The sequence below is a fragment of the Corynebacterium sp. CCUG 51687 genome (assembly GCF_024453995.1).
Taxonomy (GTDB): domain Bacteria; phylum Actinomycetota; class Actinomycetes; order Mycobacteriales; family Mycobacteriaceae; genus Corynebacterium; species Corynebacterium pseudogenitalium.
Map to the genome: position 1 here is coordinate 391,432 of NZ_JAGPYT010000001.1, position 16,329 is coordinate 407,760.

Annotated in this window: 16 protein-coding genes and 1 tRNA gene; 9 read left to right on the forward strand and 8 right to left on the reverse strand. The window is 56.6% G+C overall.

Annotated elements, in window-relative coordinates; genetic code table 11:
- Positions 1-18 precede the first annotated feature (18 nt).
- Genes KBX13_RS01905 through KBX13_RS01925 form a run of 5 tightly spaced genes read left to right on the forward strand, consistent with a single transcriptional unit; the run spans position 19 to position 6,079 of the window.
- Positions 19-1,326 (forward strand): DEAD/DEAH box helicase, encoded by a 1,308-nt coding sequence (locus tag KBX13_RS01905; RefSeq protein WP_070477214.1) that lies wholly within the window; start codon positions 19-21, stop codon positions 1,324-1,326.
- A 3-nt stretch (positions 1,327-1,329) separates the two neighbouring features.
- Positions 1,330-2,724, forward strand: a complete 1,395-nt coding sequence (locus KBX13_RS01910; RefSeq protein ID WP_256008184.1) for a hemolysin family protein — start codon at positions 1,330-1,332, stop codon at positions 2,722-2,724.
- The gene (locus KBX13_RS01915; RefSeq protein ID WP_070477152.1) at positions 2,721-3,773 is read left to right on the forward strand and encodes a hemolysin family protein; all 1,053 of its coding nucleotides are present in this window, start codon (positions 2,721-2,723) and stop codon (positions 3,771-3,773) included. The genes KBX13_RS01910 and KBX13_RS01915 overlap by 4 nt, the downstream gene beginning before the upstream one ends.
- Positions 3,770-4,636 (forward strand): 3-methyladenine DNA glycosylase, encoded by an 867-nt coding sequence (locus tag KBX13_RS01920; protein WP_071572637.1) that lies wholly within the window; start codon positions 3,770-3,772, stop codon positions 4,634-4,636. Before KBX13_RS01915 ends, KBX13_RS01920 begins: the two co-directional genes overlap by 4 nt.
- Positions 4,637-4,687: 51 nt before the next feature.
- The gene (locus KBX13_RS01925; protein WP_256000172.1) at positions 4,688-6,079 is read left to right on the forward strand and encodes a hypothetical protein; all 1,392 of its coding nucleotides are present in this window, start codon (positions 4,688-4,690) and stop codon (positions 6,077-6,079) included.
- An 84-nt stretch (positions 6,080-6,163) separates the two neighbouring features.
- Here the strand turns inward: KBX13_RS01925 and KBX13_RS01930 are convergent, their stop codons facing one another.
- From KBX13_RS01930 to secA2, 5 genes are all read right to left on the reverse strand, one after another.
- Complete coding sequence (locus KBX13_RS01930; RefSeq protein ID WP_070362489.1) at positions 6,164-6,739, reverse strand: MerR family transcriptional regulator; 576 nt, start codon at positions 6,737-6,739, stop codon at positions 6,164-6,166.
- 124 nt (positions 6,740-6,863) lie between these two features.
- The gene (locus KBX13_RS01935; RefSeq protein WP_256000171.1) at positions 6,864-7,439 is read right to left on the reverse strand and encodes a bifunctional nuclease domain-containing protein; all 576 of its coding nucleotides are present in this window, start codon (positions 7,437-7,439) and stop codon (positions 6,864-6,866) included.
- A gap of 1 nt (position 7,440) precedes the next feature.
- On the reverse strand, positions 7,441-8,184 hold the full coding sequence (locus tag KBX13_RS01940) for a MerR family transcriptional regulator (RefSeq protein ID WP_083290782.1): 744 nt from the start codon (positions 8,182-8,184) through the stop codon (positions 7,441-7,443).
- Between the two features lie 49 nt (positions 8,185-8,233).
- Positions 8,234-8,665 (reverse strand): oxoglutarate dehydrogenase inhibitor Odhl, encoded by a 432-nt coding sequence (gene odhI / locus KBX13_RS01945; protein ID WP_256020427.1) that lies wholly within the window; start codon positions 8,663-8,665, stop codon positions 8,234-8,236.
- 117 nt (positions 8,666-8,782) lie between these two features.
- Positions 8,783-11,074: an accessory Sec system translocase SecA2 gene (secA2, locus tag KBX13_RS01950; RefSeq protein ID WP_256000170.1), complete on the reverse strand. Its 2,292-nt coding sequence runs from the start codon at positions 11,072-11,074 to the stop codon at positions 8,783-8,785.
- 158 nt (positions 11,075-11,232) lie between these two features.
- Between secA2 and KBX13_RS01955 the strand changes: the two genes are divergently transcribed.
- The 3 genes from KBX13_RS01955 (at position 11,233) to KBX13_RS01965 (ending at position 12,920) form a co-directional block, all read left to right on the forward strand.
- Entirely contained in the window at positions 11,233-12,405 is a 1,173-nt protein-coding gene (locus KBX13_RS01955) for an alpha/beta fold hydrolase (RefSeq protein ID WP_070976963.1), read from the forward strand.
- A 1-nt stretch (position 12,406) separates the two neighbouring features.
- Complete coding sequence (locus KBX13_RS01960; protein ID WP_256000169.1) at positions 12,407-12,772, forward strand: YchJ family metal-binding protein; 366 nt, start codon at positions 12,407-12,409, stop codon at positions 12,770-12,772.
- Positions 12,773-12,846: 74 nt separating this feature from the next.
- Positions 12,847-12,920, forward strand: a tRNA-Pro gene (locus KBX13_RS01965).
- A 68-nt stretch (positions 12,921-12,988) separates the two neighbouring features.
- Here the strand turns inward: KBX13_RS01965 and KBX13_RS01970 are convergent.
- From KBX13_RS01970 to KBX13_RS01980, 3 genes are read right to left on the reverse strand one after another with little or no spacing between them, the layout of a single operon-like run.
- Complete coding sequence (locus KBX13_RS01970; RefSeq protein WP_070977082.1) at positions 12,989-13,525, reverse strand: gamma carbonic anhydrase family protein; 537 nt, start codon at positions 13,523-13,525, stop codon at positions 12,989-12,991.
- A 41-nt stretch (positions 13,526-13,566) separates the two neighbouring features.
- Positions 13,567-14,511 (reverse strand): diacylglycerol kinase family protein, encoded by a 945-nt coding sequence (locus tag KBX13_RS01975; RefSeq protein ID WP_256000168.1) that lies wholly within the window; start codon positions 14,509-14,511, stop codon positions 13,567-13,569.
- On the reverse strand, positions 14,511-15,509 hold the full coding sequence (locus KBX13_RS01980; protein WP_256000167.1) for a PHB depolymerase family esterase: 999 nt from the start codon (positions 15,507-15,509) through the stop codon (positions 14,511-14,513). The genes KBX13_RS01975 and KBX13_RS01980 overlap by 1 nt, the downstream gene beginning before the upstream one ends.
- A 44-nt stretch (positions 15,510-15,553) precedes the next feature.
- Here KBX13_RS01980 and KBX13_RS01985 point away from each other — a divergent pair, with 44 nt between their 5' ends.
- Complete coding sequence (locus KBX13_RS01985) at positions 15,554-16,327, forward strand: class I SAM-dependent methyltransferase (protein ID WP_256000166.1); 774 nt, start codon at positions 15,554-15,556, stop codon at positions 16,325-16,327.
- The last annotated feature ends 2 nt before the right edge of the window (positions 16,328-16,329 follow it).

Here is a 16,329-nt window from a genome sequence, read left to right on the forward strand (position 1 = left end):
GGCACTAGGGTGTTTGCAATGAAAAGTTTTGCCGATCTCGGCCTTCCCCACCCCCTGGTGCGCGCGCTCAACGCAGAAGGAATTACTCGGCCGTTTCCAATTCAGGAAGCGGCTATTCCTGATGCCCTAGCAGGCAGAGACGTGCTTGGGCGTGGTCCGACCGGCTCCGGCAAGACTTTTACGTTTGGTTTGCCGATGTTGGCGCGTCTTAGTGGTGCGCCAAGTCAGCCTGGACGGCCCCGTGGACTTGTGCTCGCACCGACGCGTGAATTGGCAAGCCAGATTCAACAGCGATTGAACAGCCCCGCGAGCGCACAAGGCCTTCGCGTGCTAGATGTAGTTGGTGGCGTCAATATCAATACGCAGATCCGCGCTTTGGCGGCACCAGTCGACCTCTTGGTGGCGACACCGGGCCGTGCAGAGGATCTATTGCAGCGTGGCGTCCTCGATTTTCGGGCTCTGGAGATCGTCACGCTTGATGAAGCCGACCAGATGGCCGACATGGGCTTCATGCCTCAGGTCATCAAGCTTGTCGACCGAGCGCCAAAGGATTCCCAGAAGTTACTGTTTTCTGCAACGCTCGATGGCGATGTACAGAGAATCGTTGACAGGTACATGCATAATCCGGTTACGCACTCCACAGCTCCAGCGAAGTCAGCTGTAAAGACCATGAAACACTTCGTCCTGTTGTGTGGCAGCCGCGAGTCGCGCAATGCTCGAGTGCTGGAAATCGCCGCACGCGAAGGCAAGACGATCATGTTTATGCGCACGAAGCATGGTGTGGACAGGCAGGTGAAGAAGCTTCGTCGCGCCGGTGTTCACGCGCAGGGAATTCACGGTGACAAAGGTCAAGGTGCTCGAACTCGCGCACTAGAGGGGTTCGCTGATGGTTCAACTCCAGTCTTAGTTGCGACGGACATCGCAGCACGCGGAATCGACGTTTCGGGAGTCTCACTCGTTGTCCACATCGACCCGCCTGCAGAACACAAGGCATACTTGCACCGCGCGGGGCGTACAGCGCGTGCGGGCACTGAGGGCAACGTTGTTACGTTGGTCATGGATGAACAGCGTAAGGAGGTTCGCTCGCTCCTCAACAAAGCTGGAGTGCGAGCGACCGAAGTCCGGGCGCAGGAGCTTACACCTGAGGTCGTTGAGATCACCGGAGCTCGGCAGCCGTCTGGGAAGCCCCTGCCACCGCCTGGTGGCCAGCCACCACATCAGCGAAAGAACCACAACGCAACCAGGCGTTCGAAACGCCCCAGTGCGAATGCTCAACGACGACGGTCGACGGGAAGGAGCGGTAGGCGTCGGACGCCTCGGTCATAGTCGATGGATATAGTCATTTCAATCTTTGCTCTTTTGGGCTTCATCTTGTTGACGGCCTCAACGGGCCTGTTCGTTGCAATCGAGTTTGCAATGACAGGACTCGAGCGCTCAACTATCGATGAGCACGTCCGGGAGGTCGGCGACCGCACGGCGAAAGCCGTCGCTCGAGACCACGCGAACCTTTCGTTCGTGTTGTCAGGCGCGCAACTCGGTATTACCGTGACGACGCTCGCAGCTGGCTTCCTCGCCGAGCCGGTGTTGGGCAAGTTCTTCACTCCCCTGCTTGAGCTCGTTGGTCTGAGTGAAGCGGCCTCAACGACAGTAGCGCTGATCCTTGCATTGGCGATTGCGACATTGCTCTCGATGGTTTTTGGCGAACTTGTTCCAAAGAACATGGCGATTACGGATCCGCTGAAGACTGCCCGGGTCGTGGTGCCTCCGGTTAATGCGTTCAACACCTCCGCCAGTTGGTTTATTAAGTGGCTCAATTCGTCGGCGAACTGGGTCGTGCGAAAGCTCGGCATTGAGCCAGCAGATGAGCTAGCCTCCGCTCGTTCTGGCCAAGAGCTGGGTGCGGTGGTCCGAAACTCGATGGAGGCTGGAGACCTTGACGCAGATACCGCAGCGGTGATCGACAGATCGCTGCAGTTCGGAGAGACCACCGCCGAAGCCGTGATGACGCCACGTTCAACCATTAATGCGCTTGACGCCGAGGACACCGTAGCGGATTTGATAGCGTTTGCCCGTGAGACAGGCCATTCGCGCTTCCCCGTCCGTCGCGGTGACTTGGACGACACAATAGGCGTGGTCCACATCAAAGACGCCTTTTCTGTAGATAAGAAGCAGCGTGCAACCACCAAGCTGTCAACGCTGGCCAAGCCAGTTCCGTTTATCCCCGGGACGCTTGACGGCGATGCGGTGCTCAACCGGGTTCGCTCCGCGGGCTCACAGGTAGTGTTGGTTGCGGATGAGTTCGGCGGAACGCAAGGTCTGGTCACGATTGAGGACGTAGTCGAGGAGATCCTCGGTGAGGTGTACGACGAGTACGACGACCGCGAATCCGAGCGGGACTTTTTGCACGTCGGAACGTCGTGGGAGATTTCTGGTTTGGTGCGGCTCGATGAACTGCAGGAGGAGCTCGGTTATGTTGCACCCGAGGGGCCTTACGAAACTCTTGGAGGACTGATTATGTCAGCACTTGGACATATCCCGACAGTTGGCGACAAAGTAGTGCTCCCCTCCGGTACAGCTGATTTCCAGGAACAGTTTGAAACAGGCAGCGCCGGCCACTGGCTCGCAAGGGTTTCCACAATGGATGATCGCAGGATCGACAGGGCAATTTTGAGTCCGATTTCTCCAGAGGAAGCAATCGAGTTTCAGAGGAGGTCAGCACAGTGAATATTTGGGTAGCATTCCTTCTCATTTTGGTCCTGCTGGCGCTCAACGCGTTCTTCGTTGCGTCCGAGTTCGCACTCGTGTCCTCCAGGCGCGATCGATTGGAGTCAATGCAGGCACAAGGCAAGACAAATGTTACTGGCGTGCTGTACGCGACGGAACACCTCTCGATTTACCTCGCAGGTGCCCAACTGGGCATCACCATCGCGTCGCTCGTGCTCGGTAAGGTCGCTGAGCCTGCGGTTGCACACTATGTTGAAGTTCCGTTTCTCGCGATGGGGTTGCCGGGTGAGTGGCTGCATCCTGTTTCCTTCGTGATTGCGCTGGCGTTCATCTCCTTCTTGCATATTTTGTTCGGCGAGATGGTGCCGAAGAACATTGCGATTGCCGGACCAGAGTCAACTGCTGTTTGGCTTACCCCCGCTATGACGCTTTGGATGAAGGCCACGGGGCCGTTTATTCGCTTCTTGAACTGGGTAGCGCGTAAGACGCTGGCTCTGTTTGGTATTGAACAGCGCGATGAGCTTTCATCCACTGTGGACCAGAAACAGCTGGCGAACATGATTCGTGAATCACGCGAAGAGGGTCTTCTTGACGCTGAGGAAACAGCTCGCCTTTCAAAGGCGCTGCGCTCTGAGTCGAGGAACCTCAAAGAGGTAATGATCCCGCTCGATCGTCTGACAACCATCCCCTTTTACCCTGAGGGCGTCGCGCTTTCGATAATCGAGCAAGCTGTACGTGAAACCGGATATTCGCGCTTCCCCGTTGCTAGGCCTTCCGGCATTCTCGTTGGATATATTCACGTGAAGGACATTTTGGACCTGATGGAGTCCGATGAGGATGATCCACTGGTACCGGTGAGCCGCATCCGCCCATTGATGGTGATTGATGGCTCTGAGTCGCTGGATAGTGCGCTGACGTCGCTGCACCGTCGCTCTGCACACATGGCTCAGGTCCGCGATCAAGGTCGCCTCGTTGGCGTACTTGCTCTTGAGGACGTCATTGAGGAGTACGTGGGCACGGTCGCAGACTGGACCCACGAGAATTCATGATTCGCACGTTCCTGGAGTCAGCCGAATACGAGGCTCGAATCGCGTCGCATGAGGAACGTGCGGCCGGATTCGTCGAGCCACACCTAGCTCGCCGTCGTCGCGCACAGAAGCACCCGGTGTGGGACTTCCTGTTCGACTACTACAGTTTCCGCCCCACACACCTTAAGAAGTGGCATCCTGGCGCAAATACAGTGCTTCTCGACGCCTCTACGCTTCCTCAAGCCTCATGGCGCAACTACCAAGTTGTAGACAGCAGACACGTGTGTGCAGACATCGCGTCGTTTCTTGCGCACCGTGAACAAGACGTTCGGGAAATTGACGAACTACTTCGCGCGACAGCCTCTCGTTCGGCGCACTTTGACTGCTTCGGTTTGCATGAATGGGCAATGTTGTATCGCGAGGAACACCCTCGCCATGATCTTCCGCTTCGTCTCGGAGCAGACGGCACGAACTCAGTGGTTGAATCTCATCAGCTTCGATGCAGCCACTTCGACGCGTTTCGTTTCTTTACTCCCCCAGCTCGCCCCCTCAACGTTGTGGCGTTGCGGAGGGAAGACCAGGTATCGAGGGAACAACCAGGCTGTGTGCACGCCACCATGGATCTGTTTAAGTGGGCTTTGAAACTTGGCCCATTGGTCCCTGGCGAGCTTCTCCTTGACTGTTTCGAATTGGCCAAGGACGCGCGTCGCCTCGATATGGAGGCATCCCCGTACGACTGCCGGGAACTCGGCTTCGACATCGTTCCTGTGGAGACTAACGAGGGAAAAGCCATGTATGTGCAGCGCCAACGAGCGCTCAGCGCACGTGGAGAAGAATTACGCTCCCGGCTCGTCGCTCTCCTCGACGTAGTTCTAGGGCGATAGACTGTGTGACAACGCTAGACGGGTTGTACACGAAGTAAGGACGGTATTGGCATGGGCCGACATTCTGATGGCAAGAGTAACTATCGCTTGTCCGGTGGAGCGATCCTGGTCATTCTGGTCGCGTTCGCTGTGATCTTGAGTGCCATTTTGATGATGAAGCTGAAGCCAGAACAGTCCGATGATGCTTCTGAAGCACAGTGCGTGTCTGGAGAACTCTCACTGCCAGTAGCGTCTACGGAACGATCGGTCGGTGAAGCGATCGTAGCTGCGTACAACGAGTCGCACCGTGTTGTGCGGGACTACTGTGTGCAGGCAGAGCTCGTCGATAAGGTCGAGGACGCAGCTATCCTTCTCGCTCCGGAAACCGCGAACCCAGACGCCGTACTTAGGAACGCAAAACGCTCGGCGGCGGTACCTGACCCACAGATTGTTTACGCGGCGCCTCTCGGCGTGGAGGGGCAAACTTCTACTGATCCAGCGACACTTAAGCTGGAGTCAGTGCGATTTGTGTTGCCTGAACGCTCGGATGCCTCTGTTGCTGTTGCGTCATTGCTTGCCAAAGATGAGGCAGGCGCCGTAGATGTCCTACAACAGCAGGCAGTGGAAGATATAGAGTCAATCCAAGATGAACAGAGTCTATACGCAGCAGCTATTGAACAAGCATCCGGTGACCGGGTTTTCACATCGCTAGATGCAGTTTTGAACTACGTCGGTATACCGCTGAACAGTACTGATAACGTCGATGAGAATAAGTCTCGCGCCGGGCAGGACCTCATGAAGTACGCGGCGTCAACGTTGAAAACTGATAGCAAATCACAGGTGGTTGATGTCCCTGATCAGGTTTGGTCCCAGGTGGCAGAAATTCCGGTCGATGAAACAGAAAAGGAACAGAAAGAAGTTGGTTCCGAGAACCAACAGCAAGCTCTGGACACGTTATTCCTGTACGATACGTCAGATGCGATGCAGCCTTTCAAGCCAGCAGTCGACACCGCGATACGCGATGCTGCATACCGTGTCACCGAATCTGGCCATCAAGTAGCGCTTTGGAACTACTCTTCCCCACTGAACCCTGGTGTAACGAAGGGTTGGCGCAGCAACATTGCTATGACCAGTGATGCCGAGGACGTCGCATACACCGCCAGCTTGCTTGGCACCGGCGGTGCTCCGCAGACTCGGGAAGCGCTCTTCGCTGCCGCCGATGCCATGCGTGAGCTCGATCGCGATATTCGCATCGTGTTGATTACCACCGGCACCGCCGATGATGATGGTTCACCACAGGCGGCAGCAGCACTGCAGGACCGGCTCGGTGAGCGAATCAAGCTTGACGTCGTTCGTGTAGGCGATAGCCCTGCAGATACGGCTGTGACAGATGTCGCATCCGTGGTGAAAGAGGCTCCATCCGCTGAGCAGGTCAGTGCCGCTCTGACCGCCGTTGTGGACTAACCACTTGCGCTAGACCCACAGCAGTACGAAAGGCTGCAGCCCCGCCGGGGAGTAAACGGCGGGGCTGCAGCCTTTCAGAACTCTCTAGGAAGACTTACGACGGCGACGATCTGCGAGTTCATCGAACCCGGCAGGCTGAGGATCATTGAGTTCGGGATTGATGGTTTCTGCTGGGAAGTCAGCAATTGTGCCAGTCAGATCCTTCATAATCTGCGGGACCGCGATACCAAAGACACCCTGGCCGCCGCCGAGAAGGTCAATGACCTCCTCGTTGCTGCGGCACTCGTACACCGTTGCGCCATCAGAGACCAACGTGATCTCGGCGATGTCATTCACACCCCGGTTACGGAGCTTATCCACGGCCAGGCGAATGTTTTGCAGTGAGATCCCGGTATCCAAGAGACCTTTCACGATCTTCAAAACCAGAATGTCCTTGAAGGAGTAGAGACGCTGGGAGCCGGAGCCCTTTGCGCCACGGATTGAAGGCTTCACCAAGTCAGTGCGCGCCCAGTAATCGAGCTGGCGGTACGTGATGCCTGCTACCTGGCATGCAATCGGAACTCGGTACCCCACTTCGTCAGAAGGCCCGATATCAAACAGCGTTTCCTGAACAGGCCCTTCCACTGCGGAAAGTTCAAGCTCTTGTTGCAGATCGCTCATTTTCCATACTCCCGTTTTCTATTGTCTCGGCTAACAGTATTTGTACCGATAGCTTAGGCATTTGACTCTATCAGCTCGGGCCGACACGCCGAAGTCTCAACCTTTACTTTACATTGAGGGAGGTTTAGTTGGCAGCCCCGTCTCCATCTTCATCATCGGAAGTAAAAAGATCATCCGCGCCAAGGCTCTTCATCAGCTGCTCAAAATTGCGGTCTGCTTCTGGGTCACCGCTTGCGGAAACACTTCCGTCTTCAGCGTCCCCTTCGACAACGGGAAGATCAAGGTCAAAGATACCTTTCGCATCTGCCGCGGAAATCCGTATGCCGGCTTGCCGCAAAACCTGAGGGTCAACCTCGAGAGCAATATCCCCTGTCCAAGCCAAAAGCAGCGCGTCGGACATGCTCGTGTCTACTTTGCTGCCAGTACTCAGCAACACCTCGGCATGAAACACGCCTTCGTAATAGCTCGCAATGCGCACGGCCTGCACTTGAGCGCCGAGATCCTTTAACGTTTCCAAATACGTTTCGTAAATACTCGGGTTCAGGGGGCCTACCTCATCAATGAGCGCGGCCAGTTTGCCTCCAGAAAATGGCGAAAGCCAAATTGGCAGGAATAGATTCTGCTCTGGTGTGTGCAGCAACGCGCACAGAAAGTGTTCCGGGCCGACCGGGTAGACCCCGAGCAAATTCAGCGACCGCATCTCAGCGCCCGGAATTTCGCAGCTCATTCTTGAGCAGCGAAGCATGCAGTGATACGACCAGGGCAGAAAGCTGCTGTCCAAGTTCTTCCGCCTGCTGTGCTGAATTTTCCTTACCGGACTTCGCAACGGGTTCCGTTACTTGAGAGATGAGATCAGCCTGGCGACGAGCCATAGTCCGCAGCGTCTTGAGGTGGCGAGAATCCAAACCGAATTCCGCTAGAGCCATGGCTGCAGTAACCACGCGGACGTCGTCGGCGGTGAAATGACCAGCCACATCAGGAACGATCAATCCATCACGCACAAACTCGTCGACAAGTTCTTGGTCTGCTTGAGCCTGCTCGGCAACGTCTCGGTCGCTCAAGTGCGTCGAAGTTGGTGCGCGGAAGCTATCTGGAGAAACTAGTGGATCAGCTTCGCTCGCGCTCATGATCGCGGTGACCTGACCGGAATCCATGGCCTCGAGCTGCTCGCGGATCACCTTTAATGGAAGGTAATTGTCTCGCTGGGTAACCAAGATGTAGCGAAGTCGCTCGACATCATCACTTGTAAAGCGCCGGTATCCGGACGCAGTGCGCTGTGGAGTGATCAGGCCTTCGGACTCAAGAAAGCGAATCTTCGACACAGTCACATCGGGGAACTCTTCCCGCAACTGTTTCAGGACAACACCAATAGACATGGTCTTTGTCCCTGACGGGGCGACGGTGGCTCCCATTTGCTCTGTAGCAGCTCGACGTATTGCACTCACGGTGATGATTAATCTCTTCTAATGGGCAGGGGCAGACAAACGGACAATACTATTTTTCGTCGGCGATAAAGACCAGGCGGAATTTACCAATCTGAATCTCATCCCCGGAGGAGAGCACCTGCGAGTCCTTTGGCTCTCGGTTCACATAAGTGCCGTTCAGTGATCCCACGTCAACGACTTCGAAAGAGTCATCATCGCGGCGGAACTCAGCGTGGCGGCGGGACACCGTGACGTCATCAAGGAAAATGTCGGCCTCAGGATGGCGACCTGCGGTGGTTGCGTCCTGGTCCAACAGGAACCTTGCACCAGCGTTCGGTCCGCGCTTCACCACGAGCAACGCAACACCATCCGGCAAATTCTCCGTGCTGGTGACGTTATCGTTGGCTGCAGCAGCGCCGTTCTCCATCTCCTTCAAAAGGTCAGCGCGAAAGACGGAGGTCGTTTCGACCTGGACGATGTCTGCATCTTTGTTTTCGGCCATTCCAAACTCCTGACGGTGTTTTTGAAAGTCAATAAATTCTAAATCGCAATATTACCCAATTGTGGGTCAACGTGCTGTTGCGGTTCTAGTGTAACGCTCTGAACCTCAACATGAGGATTAACGGAAAATATTTCCAATCCCGGAGATCACCGAGTTCCCCGAACCCGCCAACGGATTATCCGACACCATGTAGGTCCACGTCGCACTCGGACGCTTCCAACCAGCATCTTCGAGGTGTGCTCCATCGTTATCAATCACGACTTTCCTGAAAGTATCGACGGCCTGATCTACGGCACGATTCGCTAGTTCTTTAAATTCACGAATGGCGATTCGATGGTATTCGTCGATTGGCGTTTCACGGGCGATGGCGCGCAGGTGGATCGATTCGCGAACATCGTCCATGAGCGCGAGGTACTCAGACCACTCATGGTCCAGGTGGTAGAGCATTATCTCACGAGCTGCCTGCCGTAGTTTGTCAGCATCGATGGCATCCAGCTCGGTGGCGCGCTCCGGTGCTCGTTCGCTAAGCTCACGCCACGCCGCGTCGGTATCGAGCAATGACGCTCGCCGCTCATCAAGGATTGTACGGTGATCCGAGATGAGCTTGTTGTATTTCCACGTTTGCGAGTGAATTTCTAGCAGCTGGCCCTCTGTAACGCGCTGGCAGTGGTCAACAAACTGCTGTGCACGCGAGGATTCGATGCGTCCCGACGCGTCGGGATGTACGGTGATACGCTCATCCTCTCCCCCGGTAACAACAATGTCGTCTTCCAGGGAAACAAAGAACAGGCTCAGGCCAGGGTCGCCCTGACGCCCTGCACGTCCGCGCAATTGATTGTCGAGCCGCGCTGTGCGATGGCGTGCTGTACCGATAACGGCGAGACCACCCAGCTTCGCAACCTTGTCGTGATCTCCTTCGTCAGCGCCACCTAGACGAATATCGGTACCGCGGCCTGCCATTTGTGTAGACACGGTCACCCGCCCTAAATCTCCAGCCTCAGCCACAATGCGTGCTTCCTCAGCGTCATTCTTCGCATTGAGCACGTTCACGCTGATCCCACGCTCGTTCAATGCCTCAGCGAGAGCCTCAGACTCCGCTACGTCATGAGTCCCTACAAGAACAGGTTGACCATTCGTGTGAAGCAGCGCGATCTCTTCGACGATCGCTTGGTTCTTCTCCTCCATCGTTGCGTAGATCCGGTCGGCTTCATCAAATCGCTGCAACGGATTTGCGCGGTCAATAACAGATACGTGCAGGTCGTAAAATGAACGCAGTTGATCGGTGGCTTCTACGGCGGTTCCAGTCATGCCACAGACCGTCGGATAGCGACGCATAAGTGCTTGCAGCGTGATCGAGTCGAGAATTCGGCCCCCCTCGGAGACCTTCAGCCCCTCTTTTGCCTCGACTGCTGCCTGCAATCCGTCAGGCCAACGCTGCAGTTCAGCGACGCGGCCGCGTGAGGCGTCGACAAGCGCCACCTTGCCGTCCTCGACGATGTAGTGCACGTCGCGGATCAGCAGTGCTCGAGCGTGTAGCGCAAGGTTGACCCGGACAAGTGTGGTGCCAATGTGCTCATCAGAATAGAGCGAGTCGATACCGAGCAAACGTTCAACTTTCTTCGCTCCCTCCTCGGTGAGGAAGACATTGCGACCATCGGCATCAGTTTCGAAGTCCTTCTCTTCGTCAAGGTGCGAGACCGCTTCGGTGATCTTGCCTGTGGGCTGCTGCGTACCTTCAGAACCAGCCAGGACGAGCGGGACGAGGGCTTCGTCGACAAGGACACTATCGGCCTCATCGACAAGAGCAACCTCGGCTGGTAGCTGAACGGTTTGAGAGCGGTGCGTGATCTGATTATCACGAAGGTGATCAAAGCCGATCTCGGTCACCGGAGCATAGACGACGTCGCATCGGTATGCCTCTACGCGCTGTTCACGTGGCGTCGATTCCGTTACAGCGGCAACGCTGAGCCCAAAGAACTCGACAAGCGGCCGCATCCACGTGGCATCGCGCTCAGCGAGATAGTTATTCACGGTGATGAGGTGCACCCGCTTACCAGTGAGCGCAAAACCGGTCGCAGCGATAGCCCCAACGAGCGTTTTGCCCTCGCCGGTGGCCATCTGAATTACATCGCCTTCGAGTAGGCGCAAAACCGCCTGGTTTTGAACGTCGAACGGGGTCATCCCGAGGGTTCGAGTGGCGGCAACCGACAGAATTGCGAGGAAGCGAGGCTTGTCGACGACCTCTCCGTCACGCACGGTGTCACGCACAGCGGCGCTCAGCGCGACGTCGTCAAGAGCTTCGAACTCTCCGATGAGCTCGTGAGCTTTCGTCACGATCCCCTTCGACTTCTTGTTGTTGCGTTCGGACGTTGCACCCATTGCTTTCCAAAACCAGCCAAATGCAGCCATTCCTCATACGACCTTTCGTCACGGCAAAAGTAGCTTTTTGCCTCTCGCACTACCTGGCCTACATGGTAAGTGCTTCTCACTCGTTCACGTCAATGTACTCTATCCTTGTTCAAGCAAAGACCACCGAATGCGTCCCCGTTCTCAGGAGGAAAGCCCACATGTTATCGCTGAACGTGAAGGTGCCGTCGTCGACGGGCAAGATGATGGCCGGAACGATTGACCGGCCTGACGGGCCGGCGAAAGCCTACGCGATTTTCGCACACTGTTTTGCGGGGTCCAGACACACTCCTGGTGCTTCGCGAATCTCCAAGCGGTTAACAGAGTTCGGCATTGCAACGCTCAGATTTGATTTTCCTGGTCTCGGACAATCTGAGGGTGACTTCGCCGATACTTCGTTCTCACAAAACGTTGACGACATCGTGGCTGCAGCAAAGTGGTTAGCCAAAGAGTTCAAAGCGCCACAGCTTATCATGGGCCACTCGCTCGGGGGCGCTGCAGCACTGAAAGCGGCAACCCATCCCGATCTCAAAAAGACGCTCAAAGCCGTAGCGACAGTCGGTGCGCCGTTCGACCCTGCACACTCGGTGTTGCACTATGCGGATAAGATTGGTGACGCGGACCGCGACGGCTATGTCCCCGTCATCCTCGGCGGCAGGGAGCTCATCATTTCACGCGACTTCCTTGAGGATCTCGCCGACACGAACCCCGAAGAATACCTGCCGAAACTGCGCAAGCCACTATTGCTGGTCCACTCGCCTATCGATGTGACGGTAGGCATTGATAACGCCCAGTCAATTTTTAGCCTCACCCGCTACCCGAAGTCACTCATGGCGCTGGACAAGGCCGATCATTTATTGACGCGCCAAGGCACCGCACAGCGTGCGGCCGACATTATCGGCTCGTGGGTCATGCAATACATCACCCCCGAATTTGTCCCGGATGCCACCGGCGACTCCAACGCAGTCTCCTACTCCGCCCGCGGGACGAAGTATGGCGACGTAGTTCGCACCTCCAATCGTGCGATCGCAACTGACCGGGCTAAGAATGCTGGCGGCAAGGGCCAGGGCGTGACGTCGACAGGCTTGTACATGTCCGCGTTGGCAGTATCTTGTTCCCAGGCAATTCGTTCCGCCGCGAAAGGACTTGCGCTCAACGACGTGCGCGTGGAGGTCACACATCTCGGCGAGGGGCACTTCACACGTGACATCACGTTATTCGGCGACCTCAGCGACGCCGAGGCCCAGACGCTCATGGAGGCCGGCAAACGCTCAACCGTCGACGGCTACGTTCACAGCGCCTCGGTGCAGACAACCATCGACGTGGTGCGCTGACGTGAAACGCTGCCCATGTGGCCTCGATCGCCCATACCCCCTGTGCTGCGGCGCCCTGCACGCAGGCAAACCTGCTCCCACAGCAGAATCGCTCATGCGGGCACGCTACAGTGCGTTCGTCGTCGGCGATGCGGATTACTTGCTGCGCACCTGGGCTTCGAGCACACGACCGGCATCGTTGGAGCTTCCACCAGGTGGCGAACCATATATTGCGCTGCGAGTTCTCCACTCCGAACAAGGTGGCCCAACGGAAACCTACGGAGAGGTCCGCTTCGAGGCCCTTCACCCGAGTGGCACCCAGCGAGAACATTCCCGTTTCATTCGCGAGGGCGGCGCATGGGTGTACCTCAACGGCACTGCCTTCTAACAGCTGGTTTCATAGTTGAAGTAACTGTGCGCTAAACTATCGGAGCTGTTCCGGTATTCGCCGGATGAAGGCAACGGGCTGTGGCGCAGTTTGGTAGCGCACCACACTGGGGGTGTGGGGGTCGCAGGTTCAAATCCTGTCAGTCCGACAACTATCAACAAAACCCCGCTTGACCAGGCGAAACTCCTGATTGAGCGGGGTTTTAGTTTTCGTAAGCTACTCAGTTGCGGCGCGTTCTACCGGTACCAACCCACTCGCCGCGCGCTTCCCCAACTCAACATAAAGGGCTGCGTGGCGTTCACGCGCAGCGTAAGTTGACTCCTCAAGCTCACGCTTGACCTGCGCCGGTACGCCTGCAGCGAGTGAGAATTCAGGTATCAGTTGGCCTTCGAGCACCACTGCGCCACCGGCGATGATGCTCCCCTTGCCAATGCGAGCCCCGGACAGCACGGTCGCGTTCATGCCGATTAGGCACCCAGGTTCAATATGGCACCCGTGCACCATAGCAAGGTGGCCAATGGTCACGTCGGCTTCGAGAATGGTCTTCCCGTTCTCATCAACGTGCAGCACTGATCCATCTTGCACGTTGACCCTTTCACCGATTCGAATCGCGCCAACATCACCACGAATCACCACTCCGGGCCAAATATTGGCATCCTCGGCAATTTCGACATCACCGATAATCGTGGCTTCATCGGACACGAATGCAGACGGATGAATCTTCGGGGTTTTACCTTCAAATGAGTAGATCATGTCGCCATTATGCCGAAACCCTATTGGCCCTGCAGCGGAATCTATCGCATCAGCACCAACGCTTGTGGGATCACCCGGAGAGTGGCTGCTTCGATCGACCCGATAGTGTCGCCATCAACTTCGAATACTTCGGGGGCAGCGAAAGAAACGCTTATCGTGTGTCCTTTGAAATAATCCATCTGCGGAGCTGGGATACCCTGCCACCCGCCACCGAGGAGTGCACGCAGAGTGTTAAACACGATGCGTAGGCCAATCAGCAACCATCCGATAAGTCCACGCGGAGACATCGCCACAACATCGATCTCGCCATCGTCGGGAAGGGCGTCGGGAAACAGCGGAATCTTATTCACTAAGTCACCGCAATTACCGAAAATCATGGTGTGCAGGCGACGTGTTATCGGAGGTTGGCCGTCAATCGTAACCTTTGCTTCCACACTGTTACCACCGCCCAACGACCGTGCGATGCCGCCGATATACGCAAGTGGCCCAATACGCCGCTTCAATTCCTCACGGGTTCGCTCGACCATCTGCGCATCAAGGCCTACTCCAGCCATGACTGTGAATCCGTAGGTTTCCTGGGAGCCGTCCCGGCGTGTGACGGTAGCCTCACACAAATCGACTGCGTGCTCTTCGCCTGTAAACGCGCGACGAATCGCGCTTTCAGGGTCCAGGGGCAGGCCAAGATTGCGCGCTAGCAGGTTTCCAGTACCTACCGGAATAATCCCCATTTTGATTCCTGTATCTGCGAGAACATGTGCGATGCGGCGGACTGTGCCATCGCCACCCGCGACGAGTACCACATCCACATCTTCAGTCAGCACGGTGGCGAACCCCGCGAGTGCCGTATCTTCTTTTGTAGTTGGCACCCAACGAATTTCGCGCCGGGGGTCAGCGTACAGCTCGACAAATCGTTCCAGGACCGATGACTGAATCTTCGTCGGGTTGTACACGACGATCGCGGTGCGTTGAAACTTGTCGTCTGCCATTACTTCTGCACCCCTACGCCAAAGAAGCGAAGCACTGCCTCGCTCGCGAAGCCGATGGGGAGAGCGGATGCCGGTGTGGTGCCTGGGCCGAGCCATTCGTGCTTGCCACCTTCGATTTTGTAGTGCACGAGACCTGCGTCGCACCCACTCCACTCAGCCTTCTCGACGCCGGGAAGCACTTCTGACCATTCTGGCTTCGGCGCCTCGTCGTCAGTGGCTTTGCAGTGGTTGCGCCGGGCTTCTCGTTCGACGTCTTGATACGCACCAGCGTAGTGAGTCTTGTGCCGGGTACCGCCCTGGTAGTCAATGACGTTATCGCTCGTACCGTGTATGTCGATGCGTTTGACGGGAATGGCTGAGCACCCTTCTAGCACCGAGTCGTATATCGCTGCTGACACGGTCGCCACCGCGGTGTAGTCTTGCGGCCGCTGGCAGCTCAAGAACTCTGCAAACCCACCGCCGTTTGAAAAGCCGACCGCGAACGTGCGTGCCGGTTGGGTATGGAACTCCTGCTGCAGCTGCTCACGGACTGCGTCCGCAAACTGAAGGTCCTGGCGGGCATTCGTGTTTGCGTACGGCGCTGGCGCCCACGCCTTATTCACGCCTTGCAGGTACGCCACCACGGCATCGGCGTTGTTAAGGCCTGTTGTGCGCTGCATCGATGCGGCAGTACTCGTGTAGCCATGGAATACCAGGATGAGTGGCAACCCTTCTCGCTGCTGTGCACCTTTCGGTAGCGAGAGAATGTAATCGCGCTGCAGACCACCTGCCGGAATCGTTCGTGATTCAACCGAGGCAGCGCTCCACGGTTCTACCTCCGAAACCGTATCTGCACGATTGCTGTTTTCTACTGTTCGCAGTGGGTTCGGCAACGCGTCCGAAGCTTCTGATTCGTCCGTGTCCTCGCTACAGCCCGCCATGACTGCACAGCCGAGCAGCACAGCGAGCAGCACCGTACGGACCGACCAGCGTCGGTTCATCGTGTTGGAAGTGTTCACTCGTGCATTCTCCTGACAGTCACAGGTTGATAGGTTAGTTGATTATGAAGCCAAGCGGAAAGCACCAGCCACTGTTTCGTAGTAGCGAGCACCGACTCGATTCATCGCGCGCATTCGCGGTCGGTGCGGATACATATGATGCGGTCAGGCCTTCGTACCCCTCTGAGGTGGTTGAGCTGCTCGGGAACCGTGGCATAACACGCAGGGTCCTTGATGTGGGCTCAGGTACAGGTATATTTGCTGCCCAACTACACGCGGCCGAGCACCGGGTTTCGTGCTGCGAACCCTCGAAAGACATGGTGAATACACTGCGCGCCCGACACCCAGAGCTTCCAGTATGGCGCGCAACCGCCGAGTGCACCGCATCAGCACCCAAGCTTTTCGACGCCATCACCTTCGCCCAAGCGTGGCACTGGGTCGACCCACACCTCGCTAGCGCAGAAGCTGCCCGAATCAGCAAAGATGACGGCGAACTTCTCTTATGCTGGAACACCCTCGAGGTGGAGCATCCGTGGGTACTACGTCTGGCAAAGATTATGCACTCTGGCGATGTGCTTACCAAAGGCTTCTACCCCACTGTCTTCGAGCCTTGGCACCTCAAGCGGGAACTACGAACAACGTGGATTCAACCGATCCGGACGGATCAGCTATTCACGCTCATGGCGACCCGTTCCTATTGGCTTCGCGCAAACCAGCGCACTCGGGACAAAATGACGAACAACCTCACCTGGTACCTGCATGAGCGCCTCGGATTCGATCCTGGCCAACTTATACCACTGCCGTACAGGACCGACGCGTTCCTGTACGGCCGTAGATAATG

What these genes read in the sequence shown, in the direction of transcription:
- KBX13_RS01970 (WP_070977082.1), bottom strand. Translation starts at nt 13,525, where the DNA reads ATGATCTACTCATTTGAAGGTAAAACCCCGAAGATTCATCCGTCTGCA.
- KBX13_RS01930 (WP_070362489.1), bottom strand. Translation starts at nt 6,739, where the DNA reads ATGAGCGATCTGCAACAAGAGCTTGAACTTTCCGCAGTGGAAGGGCCT.
- KBX13_RS01955 (WP_070976963.1), top strand. Translation starts at nt 11,233, where the DNA reads ATGTTATCGCTGAACGTGAAGGTGCCGTCGTCGACGGGCAAGATGATG.
- KBX13_RS01975 (WP_256000168.1), bottom strand. Translation starts at nt 14,511, where the DNA reads ATGGCAGACGACAAGTTTCAACGCACCGCGATCGTCGTGTACAACCCG.
- KBX13_RS01935 (WP_256000171.1), bottom strand. Translation starts at nt 7,439, where the DNA reads ATGCGGTCGCTGAATTTGCTCGGGGTCTACCCGGTCGGCCCGGAACAC.
- KBX13_RS01905 (WP_070477214.1), top strand. Translation starts at nt 19, where the DNA reads ATGAAAAGTTTTGCCGATCTCGGCCTTCCCCACCCCCTGGTGCGCGCG.
- KBX13_RS01920 (WP_071572637.1), top strand. Translation starts at nt 3,770, where the DNA reads ATGATTCGCACGTTCCTGGAGTCAGCCGAATACGAGGCTCGAATCGCG.
- KBX13_RS01910 (WP_256008184.1), top strand. Translation starts at nt 1,330, where the DNA reads ATGGATATAGTCATTTCAATCTTTGCTCTTTTGGGCTTCATCTTGTTG.
- KBX13_RS01925 (WP_256000172.1), top strand. Translation starts at nt 4,688, where the DNA reads ATGGGCCGACATTCTGATGGCAAGAGTAACTATCGCTTGTCCGGTGGA.
- secA2 (WP_256000170.1), bottom strand. Translation starts at nt 11,074, where the DNA reads ATGGCTGCATTTGGCTGGTTTTGGAAAGCAATGGGTGCAACGTCCGAA.
- odhI (WP_256020427.1), bottom strand. Translation starts at nt 8,665, where the DNA reads ATGGCCGAAAACAAAGATGCAGACATCGTCCAGGTCGAAACGACCTCC.
- KBX13_RS01985 (WP_256000166.1), top strand. Translation starts at nt 15,554, where the DNA reads ATGAAGCCAAGCGGAAAGCACCAGCCACTGTTTCGTAGTAGCGAGCAC.